13 protein-coding genes are annotated in these 11,462 nt (G+C 37.6%); 7 read left to right on the top strand and 6 right to left on the bottom strand.

Annotated elements, in window-relative coordinates; all coding sequences use genetic code 11:
* The first annotated feature begins 23 nt into the window (after nucleotides 1–23).
* From GWI59_RS03370 to GWI59_RS03355, 4 genes are all read left to right on the top strand, one after another.
* Complete coding sequence (locus tag GWI59_RS03370; protein ID WP_006534503.1) at nucleotides 24–707, top strand: hypothetical protein; 684 nt, start codon at nucleotides 24–26, stop codon at nucleotides 705–707.
* Nucleotides 708–724: 17 nt separating this feature from the next.
* Entirely contained in the window at nucleotides 725–1,213 is a 489-nt protein-coding gene (locus GWI59_RS03365) for a hypothetical protein (protein ID WP_237612096.1), read from the top strand.
* A 244-nt stretch (nucleotides 1,214–1,457) separates the two neighbouring features.
* Nucleotides 1,458–2,018: an Ail/Lom family outer membrane beta-barrel protein gene (locus GWI59_RS03360; protein WP_161723976.1), complete on the top strand. Its 561-nt coding sequence runs from the start codon at nucleotides 1,458–1,460 to the stop codon at nucleotides 2,016–2,018.
* A 73-nt stretch (nucleotides 2,019–2,091) separates the two neighbouring features.
* Nucleotides 2,092–2,601: an outer membrane beta-barrel protein gene (locus tag GWI59_RS03355; protein ID WP_157955981.1), complete on the top strand. Its 510-nt coding sequence runs from the start codon at nucleotides 2,092–2,094 to the stop codon at nucleotides 2,599–2,601.
* 118 nt (nucleotides 2,602–2,719) lie between these two features.
* Here the strand turns inward: GWI59_RS03355 and chbG are convergent, their stop codons facing one another.
* From chbG to GWI59_RS03325, 6 genes are all read right to left on the bottom strand, one after another.
* The gene (gene chbG, locus GWI59_RS03350) at nucleotides 2,720–3,484 is read right to left on the bottom strand and encodes a chitin disaccharide deacetylase (protein ID WP_161723974.1); all 765 of its coding nucleotides are present in this window, start codon (nucleotides 3,482–3,484) and stop codon (nucleotides 2,720–2,722) included.
* A 36-nt stretch (nucleotides 3,485–3,520) separates the two neighbouring features.
* Complete coding sequence (locus GWI59_RS03345; protein ID WP_006534496.1) at nucleotides 3,521–4,876, bottom strand: 6-phospho-beta-glucosidase; 1,356 nt, start codon at nucleotides 4,874–4,876, stop codon at nucleotides 3,521–3,523.
* A 161-nt stretch (nucleotides 4,877–5,037) separates the two neighbouring features.
* Complete coding sequence (chbR, locus tag GWI59_RS03340; protein ID WP_072064957.1) at nucleotides 5,038–5,895, bottom strand: transcriptional regulator ChbR; 858 nt, start codon at nucleotides 5,893–5,895, stop codon at nucleotides 5,038–5,040.
* A 1-nt stretch (nucleotide 5,896) separates the two neighbouring features.
* Nucleotides 5,897–6,244, bottom strand: a complete 348-nt coding sequence (chbA, locus tag GWI59_RS03335; protein ID WP_072065055.1) for a PTS N,N'-diacetylchitobiose transporter subunit IIA — start codon at nucleotides 6,242–6,244, stop codon at nucleotides 5,897–5,899.
* 61 nt (nucleotides 6,245–6,305) lie between these two features.
* The gene (gene chbC / locus GWI59_RS03330; protein ID WP_006534492.1) at nucleotides 6,306–7,664 is read right to left on the bottom strand and encodes a PTS N,N'-diacetylchitobiose transporter subunit IIC; all 1,359 of its coding nucleotides are present in this window, start codon (nucleotides 7,662–7,664) and stop codon (nucleotides 6,306–6,308) included.
* 93 nt (nucleotides 7,665–7,757) lie between these two features.
* Entirely contained in the window at nucleotides 7,758–8,084 is a 327-nt protein-coding gene (locus tag GWI59_RS03325; protein WP_006534491.1) for a PTS sugar transporter subunit IIB, read from the bottom strand.
* A 452-nt stretch (nucleotides 8,085–8,536) separates the two neighbouring features.
* On the opposite strand from GWI59_RS03325, the gene GWI59_RS03320 reads away from it, so the two are divergent.
* From GWI59_RS03320 to GWI59_RS03310, 3 genes are read left to right on the top strand one after another with little or no spacing between them, the layout of a single operon-like run.
* On the top strand, nucleotides 8,537–9,508 hold the full coding sequence (locus GWI59_RS03320) for a siderophore ABC transporter substrate-binding protein (RefSeq protein WP_109848025.1): 972 nt from the start codon (nucleotides 8,537–8,539) through the stop codon (nucleotides 9,506–9,508).
* A complete protein-coding gene (locus GWI59_RS03315) occupies nucleotides 9,505–10,467 on the top strand; it encodes an ABC transporter permease (protein ID WP_109399155.1) in 963 nt (320 codons plus the stop codon). Before GWI59_RS03320 ends, GWI59_RS03315 begins: the two co-directional genes overlap by 4 nt.
* The gene (locus GWI59_RS03310; protein WP_161723972.1) at nucleotides 10,454–11,461 is read left to right on the top strand and encodes an iron chelate uptake ABC transporter family permease subunit; all 1,008 of its coding nucleotides are present in this window, start codon (nucleotides 10,454–10,456) and stop codon (nucleotides 11,459–11,461) included. Before GWI59_RS03315 ends, GWI59_RS03310 begins: the two co-directional genes overlap by 14 nt.
* The last annotated feature ends 1 nt before the right edge of the window (nucleotide 11,462 follow it).

Genomic DNA, 11,462 nt, shown 5'->3' with positions numbered 1-11,462 from the left:
AGAGACTTTGGGATAGGTGTGGTATGAATAAACAACTTATGGCGGTACTTAGCATTAGTGCTTTACTTGCCTTATCAGGGTGCCAAAGTAATAACGGTACTGATCCTCGTTTGAAAAATAACAGTGATATGGAGTTTTTCAGCAAATCAGGTATTACAGCCTGTGCGGGGGGTGCCGCGATTGGTGCATTAGGCTGCTTAGTTTCAAATTCCAGCAATAAAGGCGCATGTATGCTCATTGCTGCTGTCGCGGGTTGTGGTGTTGGTATTGGTGCCAATGCCTATTTAGACAATAAACGCCAAAATTACGCGACAAAAGAAGAGATGCTCAATTCCATGATTGCTGATATTCAAAATGAAAATCAGCGCTTACAAAATGCTTCTAACACAGCGAAAGCCGTTATTGCTGATGATAAAAAAGCCATCGCTAAAATTCAGCAAGAGATGAAACAACAACGTTTAAATAAAGACGCCGCAGAGAAACAACTCAAAGGTATTGATGCCAATATTGCAGCGCTTCGTTCGCGCTTAGCTGATATGAAAAAACGTGAAGGTGAATGGCGTGATATCGCTGCTCAAAGTCGTCAAGATGGCTTAAAAACCGCACAGCTTGATAAACAAATCGATGGGATGAAGCAACAAGTTGCCTCTTTACAAGAAGAGCTTGATAGTCTTTATACTCAACGCACAGCAATAAGACTTAGTTAACGTTAAAAAGGATGATAATGAAATTTTTACCTCTTTCCCTTATTGGCATGAGCTTACTTTTAAGTGGATGTGTCACCAATCCCGCGGATTGTGATCCGACAACGGGTGATGTCAGTATAATTACTAAATTTAACTGTAATTATTCAGGGACTTATGACAATCGTATTGAACAAAAAAAAGCGATTTTAGGTAACGAACAAGCATTAAACACCGAGTTTAAAGCCGTTCTTGCTGCCATTGAGAAAGAAAAACAACAGACCAATGCAGATCTAAAAAGTAAACAAGCTAGTCAACGTGCATTAAGTCAATCAATGAATAATCTGTTAAATCAAATTCGCCAAAAAACCAAAGGGCAAAATGATATTCAAAAGCAGATCAATGAAATTGATAAGCAAATGAAAGCAGCACAAAACAACCCATCAAAATCAGTGATGGAAAAACAGCTTGAATTAGAAAATTTACAAAATCAAGTCATTAGTCTACAAAGTGATTTAGGACTAAAATAAACCTAAAAAGGCTCTCTATTATTATTTAGAGAGCCTTTATCTTAATTCTTATTTATTTTTATGATGATTTACACCGCATATATATTATTATTTATATAATATTGATAATAATTAATAAGGCACTTTAATAAAACAACCATATTTAAATCCTTGTGCTATTTTTTATTCCATTAGAAATGGACTCGTTATTATAATTTGATCGCTTAATAATGCGTTCTTATTATTTTAATTATGGGATATAACTATGAAAACCAAATTACTATCAACTTTATTTATATCTAGTTTATTAGCTGCATCTTCTGTTTATGCTCAAGAAGATTTTAACCTTGGCAAAACAACACTTTCAGCGGGTTACGCACAACTCAAAATGGAAGGCCAAAAACCGATGCATGGTGGCACAATTTCGTTACGCCAAGAACTTAATCAACAACTCGGTGTTCTTATCACAGGTTCATACGCACAAAAAGATTACGATTTAGATAAACCTGTTAAACAGTTCTTAAAAGATGTAGATACTCGCTATTATTCTGTTATGGCAGGCCCTACTCTACGCTTAAATGATTACCTAAGTGTTTATGGTGCCGCAGGGATTAGCCAAATTGAGATGAAGAATATTAAAGGTGTGGATCTCAACGAAAAAATCAAGAAAAATGCATTTAGCTGGGGAGCTGGCTTGATCATTAATCCTGCCGAAATGGTTTCTATTTCACTTGGCTATGAAAATAGCCGCTATAAACTTGATAAGTTGAGCGATAGTAAAATTGTCATGGATGGATTTATCGCTAATATCGGTTATCGATTCTAATAAAAAAAGCACATATTATTTTTATAATATGTGCTTTTTTCTTATTTTGATTATTATTAAATTCATTATTCTTATGAAAAAAATATTATTATCACTATTCTCTTCTACATTACTTTTTACTTCTTTCACTTATGCTAAAAGTGATCGTCCTTTATATTCTATTGGTTATGCTTATATTAAAGTGAAAGATTTACCCACAGCAAATGGGATTAATATGAGAATTCAAGCATTACCGGCAGCTAATAAAAAAATCTCAATACAACTTGCAGGAACTTTATCGAATCAATCATTATCAGATAATGGCAGGTTACGTTATGTTTCTATCGCTTTAGGACCTGCTTATGCTCTAACATCTTTTATTGATCTCTATGCCACAATTGGTGCCAGTGGAATAAGTTATCAAACCAAAGAAAATATAAATAAAGATAATTCATCTAAATCTGTCAGTTGGGGAACCGGTATCACATTTACATCACCACAAAATATTACACTTACTTTAGGCTATGAAGGCAGTTACTTTAAAATGGCAGGGAAAAGTTATCCAAGTTATGCACTTATCAGCAATATTGGTTATCGTTTTTGATTTCTACAGTGGTAAAAACAAAAACGCCTCTGCGTTATAACAAACAGAGGCAAAATAACTCAAAAAGACCCACACCAGGGAATAACACAGACATCAATCATCCAAATCACATTCCAAATCATTTCATTAAATCTTGATACGTTCCCAATTGATAACCTCGTTCAATAATCGCTTGTTTTAACGTCATATCTGTTAACACTTCAAGTTCCATTAAGCGCTGAAAACAATAACCACTCGCACGTAATGGATTATCCACAAAAGCTGGATGTGTCATCACTTCAATAGAGTGCTCATGACGCGCTTTCGACTCATCAAGCACCTTTAAAAATAAAGCTTGAGTGATTTCATCTCCATAAAATTGACTATCAAAACCATCACTACTTATCACACCTTGGGTATCAATCCCTTCTTTTTGCGCTAACGGTCTATCAACCCGTATCGGTAGCGATTTTTCTTTGGCAAACTCCGCCACGATAGGAAAAACTTGCTTAAACATATGTACATGATGGTGGCTATCAATATGGTCAGGCTCACGACCAAAGATCTCAATAAAACGCTGATATTGTGCGTCAAGTTCAACTCGAATTTCATCCAGCGGTAAATTGCCCTCTTCTGCCATTTGCCATACCCATTTCCCTAGTACACCTTCACGCGTTAAAGAAGGTAAAGGAGACAGCGGCTTACCCATCGTCAAAGTAAAATGAAGCCCAACACCCAGACCGGGTAACTCATGGCACAATTGTGCTGCATGTTTAATTCCTTCAACGTTGACAAGTGCCGTTGTTGAACTAACCACTCCATGACGAAAACACTCTACAATGCCGTAGTTTTGGCCTTTACTCAGTCCGAAATCATCTGCATTCACAATTAATAAACCAGCCATTCTGTCTCCTTATTACTTATTTTTATCTACCGACAATTAATGAGCGGCTTTTTCTAACTCAGCAATTGTTTTAGCAAAATTAGGTAGATGCGCTTTATGTGCTAATAACATTTCGCGCGTAAGCACTTCTGAATCTTTATCTGAAAGTACTAATGGCGTTAAATTCATTGCTAATAAAGCATCATTTAATTCACCACTAATAGCCGCTTTGCTGGCCGCGATTTCAAAGGCTTTAATGGTATGAATTAATCCCATCACTTTTTCATCAAAATGTGTTAAACGTGGATGAGGTTTAGCACCATCTCGCCCTAAAATCGCGGTCACTTCAATTGACCAATCTGCTGGAATATTATCGACATGACCATGATGAGGAATATTCACATAATGCTCAGCTTGTTTATCATTATAAATAGCATTAATCACTTCACAGGCCGCATCCGAATAATAAGCCCCTCCACGTAATTCCAACTCTTTCGGTTTGATATTCAAATCAGGATTTTTATACAATTCAAACAGTTGCTTTTCGACTTTTTGTACTACTTTAGCGCGAGCACCACCTTTATAGTATTCGCCCATTTCAATAGCTAACATCTCTTTTTGCTTGAAGTAATACAACAAATAAGAGCATGGCAACAGATTAAGAGAGCGGATCAATCCCTCACTAAAGGGTAGGTCAAAAATGTTCTTCACAGAGCCAGCAGTTAATGTGCCTGAAGCAACACCGTCTAATAATTCAGGGAAACGAGACTGGCCATTTACAATAACGTCTTTAATAAACACCATGTGATTTAAGCCAAATAAATCAATGGAGAGTTCATCTTTATCTGTTAACTTAAGAACATCTGTAATAAACATCTTCATACCAATTGGGATATTACAAACCCCAATAAATTTCTTAAAGTTGGTATGACGATAAACCGCTTCTGTTACCATGCCTGCTGGATTGGTAAAGTTGATGATCCACGCATTAGGGCAAATTTCTTCAACATCTTTAATAATATCGAAAATAACAGGGATCGTGCGTAGCCCTTTAAATAACCCGCCCGCACCATTGGTTTCTTGTCCTAAATAGCCGTGACTTAACGGAATAGATTCATCAAGTTCTCTTGCTTTCAATTGACCAACACGCAATTGTGTTGTGACAAAATCAGCATCTTTTAACGCTTCACGACGATTAAGGGTTTTATAAATGGTTAAAGGAATACCCGCCTTTTTTACCATGCGTTGGCAAAGCTCAAAAATAATCTCGAGCTTCTCTTTTCCTTCTTCTACATCCACCAACCATAATTCAGTGATCGGCAGTTCATGATAACGTTTAATAAAACCTTCTAATAACTCAGGTGTATAACTGCTTCCGCCACCAATGGTAACAACTTTTAATTTATGACTCATAAAACACTCCCATACAGCGTAATCATGCTGTTATTTGTGTATTAATGGCAAAATTAAGGCGTAAAGAGCCATAAAGAAAATAAGCTTATTTTCTTCTTTCTCTTTTATTTTTAATAAATTTAATCTTTATTGTTGATTAATTTATTACGCCCAATAATGAATTAGTTTGTTTCTTTAATACTACATAAATTTTTTCGATAACTATTTGGGGTTAGCGAAGTTATTTTCTTAAATGTCTTAATAAATAAACTAGGACTACTGTAACCCGCATCAAAGGCAATATCTGTTATCGAATAGTTTGTAATTTCCAATTGCTTTTTCGCAAAATTAATTCGAATATCATGAATAATTTGCATTGGTGTTTTATCGTAATAACGCCGAGTTGCTCGGGTTAAATATTCTTGTGATTTCCCTGATAACATCACCATATTAACCAATGCATTTTCACCAAATTTTTGTTTGTCATGCATCTCGCTTACGGTATCTCTTAGCCATAAAGGAATATCATCTTCAATACGATTATCTCGATGGTGTCGTAATCTGTTCACCACATTAAAGGTGACAATTTCAATAAATTCATTAAATTCCGTATGGCGAAAATTCAAAGAGCCAATAACGGATTCAATATAGGAAAGAAATTCATTTTTTAATTCATAAACTTGTGAAGCGATAAAATAAGCAGGCAATAACGAGAAGTAATGTTTATCAAAAAAGGCCTTACTAATTCCCACATTTAAAATACGTGTTGCACCAAAATCATAGAAACTTTGATGATGAGAGCCTATAGGGATAAAAACAAAATCTCCTCGCTCTAATAACACCTTCTTACCATTAATCTCTTGATAATAACGCCCTGTTAAAACAATGGTGAATTCATAATAATCATGTTGATGCAGTCCGCTGACACTTTCTGTTTTATTATAAATAAAGACATGAAAGTTTTTGCCATTAAATAGCTGATCTTCATAGACCATGCGTATTTCGCTTGGTGCTCTCAATGACTCCACCACAATATTCATCTTATTTTATCTTCTCATGTAACTCGATTAATTCTGTCACTAACTCTCTGGCTAACATTGATGTCATTAAATGATCTTGCGCGTGAACTAATACTAAACTGACTTTCGTTTTTCCTACACCTTGGTCATCACCAATTAAACGAGTCTGTATTTTATGTGCTTCATTTAATGCTTCACGAGATTGTTCCATTAACTTTCTAGCGCCTTCAAAATCGCCTTCTTTGGCTTTTTTTAATGCGCCATAAGCCACACTACGAGCTTGGCCTGAGTTAATGATAAGCCCCATAATGATCTCTTCAAATTCATCATCGGTTGCACTGCTATCAACGACATTTTCAATATCTAACATCATATTTCCTCTTTGACACTGGCAAGTGCAGAGAAACCTCTGCACTTGTATTTTCTATCACTTAAAATTTCAACGCGTTAGCAATATCTTCTTCACTTTCTTCTTTTTCAATTTCAGTTTGAGCTTTATTTGAAATAATCACGAAAGGAAGATAAATCAGTGTTGCTACACCCAAGTTAAACAGCGCTAATAACAGTGCTGCGATACTGCCGTTAGTGTTAAAGAATGCACCTAATCCTGTTGGCATCGTCCATGGCGCTATATTTGTTACCGGTGGGATTATCCCTAAGTAATAAGCCGTCACAGTAATTGCGGCAAGAATAGGCTGAATAAGAATAAAGGGAATAAACATCACTGGGTTCATGATAATAGGCAAACCAAAAATAATCGGTTCATTAATTTGGAATAAACCTGCTGGTAATGCCAGTTTTGCCACTTGGCGATGATCGGCGCGACGAGATGCGATAAAGATAGCCAGAATCAGCCCCAGCGTTGCCCCCGTACCCCCTAAGAAGATAAAGGAGTCTAACATCGGTTTGGCCCAGAGATGGAATGTCTTACCTGCCGCTAATGCGGCTTCAACAGAACCGTACTCTGTATAAATCGCAATATTCTCTAATGCCCATGGTGTCATAATGCCACTATCAAGCGCTGTCAGCGCTAGTGAACCATGAATACCAAAGAACCATAACAATGATGTGAAGATAACATACGCCCAACCCACTACAGAACCTAACGAGGCTAAAGGTGTTGAGATAGAGTCCAAAATAACTTGGTGGAAATGTGTCTCATAATGTCCTAATCCCCACGAAACTATTCCCATAACAGATAAGATAATAAAACCAGGGATTAAGGCCGAGAATGAACGTGAAACAGAAACTGGTACGCTATCAGGTAAGCGGATCACCCAATTACGACGCACAATAAAGGTAAACATTTCAGCCACAACAAGACCGATAATAATACCTGAAATAACATTTGCGCCCCCTAACCAGTTGGCGCCAACAGCATACGCTCCCCCAGCATTATAAGGTGTGACAGTCATAAACGCGGCGATAGAGAGTAACCCCGCGGCGATAGGATCGACCTTTCGCTCTTCGGCTAATCCCATACCGATAAAAAAGGGTGTCATTAATGACATGATACCCAATGTTCCGTTATAGACATTCCCCCCAATGGCTTTAAAACTATTGAGTGTTTCTATTGTTGATGCATCAAGGCGGATACCTAAAGAATAAAAAAAGGAGCCCTCACCAAAACTAAGAAAGACGTTATTGATAAGTACAAACATTGCCCCTGCAAGGGTTAACGGCATTAAACGAATAAAACCATTTTTAATCGCATTAACGTGAGGTTGCTTTCCAATTTTAACCGCAAAAGGAAGGAGTACCTTTTCAAGTGAACCAATGAACTTACTCATAGAAAAATACCCTTAAAATGCCGCTAATTACTCGGCTTGCTGAAAAATTCGCTCTTTGACTGGAATAAAAAATTAAATAATAAAAAAATAAAATTAATTTGTTGTTGCAGATGCTTTTTTAATAGAGGCGACAGCGGCTTTTAACACGCCTAAGCCATCTACTTTTCCATATAACAGAGAGTCGATCACTTCGACCGGTTTATTCGGGAGTAATTTTTGGATATCAGGCAACATCCAACTAATTTGTGGACCAAGTAAAATTAGATCCGCATCCTGTCCTTTTTGTGCCGCTAAGGTTTCAGGAAATGCTTCAATAACCACAGGCACTTGATATTTTTCTGCTTGTGCTCGCATTTTGGTCACGAGAAGAGATGTTGACATGCCAGCAGAACAAAATAAGTAAATATATTTCTTTTGCATAAAACCCTCTTGAGTTGGCAACGATTTACCCTAGAGATAACAAGGCTTTCTCTTGTGCATTCATTACTGTGTCAGTACAGAAACCGAAGTAAGATTAAAATAAGGATTGTTTCTGCTTGAATGAAGTATACGCAATGATACTGGCTAACGATATTTCTTAGTGGTTCAGAATTGTCTCTCCTTGACCTACTCTTTTGACACTCTTCACAAATTGAGCAAATAATCTTAAGAGTTCTTTCACGTCACAAAATTTGTTCTTTATTTTCCTTTAATGATCTCTCACAAAATTTCGCCATTTTAGTCAAGTTAATCCTTTATTATTATGAGAATGTGAATTAGTATCATTACTCTTTATGTTTTTGATGGTATTATCGCCTTCTTTGTGGATCGACATTTAAGCCACTGCTGTAAAGATCCGTGTTATTTCGTGTTGCAACAATATGGGAAAGAGAATGTTTAAAAAGTCATTAAGCCCACTGTTTTTACTGCTTTCTTCACTTGTTATCGCAGGTTGTGATAACGCTCAAGACGCATCAACAGCACAATCAGCGGAGAAACAAACTCTCACGATTGAACATTTCCAAGGAACAACTGAAATCCCTGCACACCCGCAAAAAGTGGTTGTGATGAATATGGAAACCCTTGATATTATTGATGCATTAGGTGTTTCTATTGTTGGCATTCCACAAACGAATGTTCATTTACCAAAATTCTTAGAGAAATACACCAATCCGAACGACTATATCAATGAAGGTGCTTTATTCGAGCCAAACTATGAAAAGCTCAGCACAACAGCGCCTGATTTAATTTTAAGTGGTAGCCGTGCTCGTGATGCATATGCAAAATTAAGTGAAATTGCACCTGCGATTTCAATGGATATCGATCCGAAGCGTTTCGTTGAAAGTCTTGCTGAACGCACCACAACATTAGGTCAAATTTTTGGCAAAGAAGAACAAGCTAAAAAATTACTGGCTGATTTCAATAGCAAAATTGATACCGTAAAAGCCAAAACACCAGACGCAGGTAAAGCAATGGTGGTTTTAGTCAGTGGCGGTAAAATTTCAGCTTATGGCCCAAGCTCTCGCTTTGGCTTTATCTACGACGTATTAGGTTTTGAACCCGCTTATGTTTTTGATAGCCCTGGTTCACACGGCAACATCGTCAACTCTGAATTACTGTTAAAACTTAACCCAGATTGGCTGTTTGTCATTGACCGTGATGCAGCCATTGGTCGTGAAGATTCACAACCAGCTCAACAAGTTCTTGATAATGCACTAGTTAGAAAAGTAAATGCTTGGAACAAAGACCAAGTTATCTATCTTGATGCAAGTTCCATTTATATCTCCGGCGGGATCCAAACTTACTCTCGTTTAATGGATACAATTAATCAAGCCTTGGATCAAAAAAATAAAGTAACTGAATGAAAACGTTCCATTTATCATTGGGGATAGGGGGTATCGCTATCCTCTCAATGATCAGTCTATTCATCGGCGCAGGAGATATTACTCCTGCTTCGCTTTTTACTGATCCCGATATGCGCGATATCTTCTTTATCAGCCGTGTTCCAAGAACGCTATCATTATTACTCGCCGGTGGTGCCATTAGTGTTGCAGGATTGATTATGCAACTGCTTACCCAAAACCGCTTTGTCGAACCTTCTCTTGCCGGAACAACGCAATCTGCAAGTCTTGGATTATTAGTCGTCATGCTGCTCTTTCCAGCGGCAGGCATCTTCACCAAAATGATGGTCGCAACTGTTTTTGCCCTTCTTGGTACATTGTTGTTTATGTTGTTGCTGCAAAAGATCACCTTAAAAACAACACTGATAGTGCCTTTGGTCGGCATTATGCTTAGTGCGGTTATTGGCGCACTTACCATCTTCTTAGCGGTGTATTTCGATTTACTGCAATCATTAGATGCATGGACAAGTGGTGATTTCTCAAGTGTGCTACAAGGTCGTTATGAGCTGTTATGGCTTGTTGGTGCTCTAGCAATCATGGCGTGTTGGGTTGCAGATAGTTTTACTGTTGCCGGAATGGGACGAGAGTTCTCCATTAACGTGGGGCTGAATTACCGCAAAGTGATGATAATAGGATTATCGATTATTGCACTGATTAGTGGTGTTGTGGTGTCTGTTGTTGGTGCATTGCCTTTCCTTGGTTTGATTGTGCCCAATCTGGTGAGCTTAGTGATGGGGGATAATATCCGCAAAACCATCCCTTGGGTTTGCTTAAGTGGTGGTGCGATTGTTTTATTATGTGATGTCATTGGCCGACTTATTCGCTACCCATTTGAAATTCCTGCCAGTGTTATTTTAGGCGCGGTGGGTGCCGTTATTTTCCTTTTTTTACTACTAAAGCAGCAACGTTATGCAAAAAGTTAATTCATCCATAATTAGCAAATGTACTGGCGCTGCCGAACATAAGAAAACGCGCCTTTCGCCCATGTCACGTATCTGGTTATTATTAGGGGTATCGTTATTATCTATTGTGTTATTTATGACGATAAACCTAAACGGCAATATCTCTTATATTTTGACTCATCGTGCTTACATTATTCTCACCATGATTGTAGTGGCTTTTGCCGCGGGTGTTTCAACAATATTGTTCCAAACTATTGCAAATAACCGTATTTTGACACCATCACTTATGGGGTTAGAAGCCCTGTTTGTATTGCTACAAACCGTATTTGTCTTTTTTGAAGGCGATATGCCTGCATCATGGATGTTGAACTTATCAAAATTCTTTTTAGAATCAACATTGTTGGTGCTATTTTCGGTTGTACTTTATCGTTGGTTGTTTAGCTCGGTACGTTTTAACATCAATTTAGTCCTGATAATTGGGATCATCTTAGGTACGTTATTTCGTAGTTCAGCCACACTATTACAACGTTTGATGGATCCTAATGAGTTCTCCATTTTACAAGGTCGCATGTTTGCCACTTTCACCCGTGCAACCCCTGATCTTATCTTTTGCGCTTTAGCCATTATCGTTGTCGTCGGTGTTTTACTTTGGCGTATGCGCTATAGCTTTGATGTAATGGCATTAGGCCAAGCGAATGCGATTAACCTCGGTATTAATTACCGCAAACAGACCACTTATATTCTGTTACTCATTTCTGTCTTAGTGGCTGTTTCGACCGCTTTAGTCGGCCCGTTAACCTTCTTAGGTTTAATTGTCGCTAACCTTGCTTACCATATCAGTGGCAGTAGCCAACACCGTTTCTTAATGCCTGTTGCCTTCCTACTAGGTACTATTGCCTTAATCGGTGGGCAACTGGTTTTAGAATATGGCTTAAAAATGACAGGAACACTTTCTGTTGTGATTGAGTTTGTTGGTGGGATGTTCTTTATCTATTTGGTGTTAAGAAGACTTTAAT

The organism is Proteus sp. G2673 (assembly GCF_009915125.1).
In the GTDB taxonomy this organism is placed as follows: Bacteria; Pseudomonadota; Gammaproteobacteria; order Enterobacterales; family Enterobacteriaceae; genus Proteus; species Proteus penneri.
Note: the sequence above shows the minus strand (reverse complement) of the source record. Positions and strands in the feature narration are given on the sequence as shown.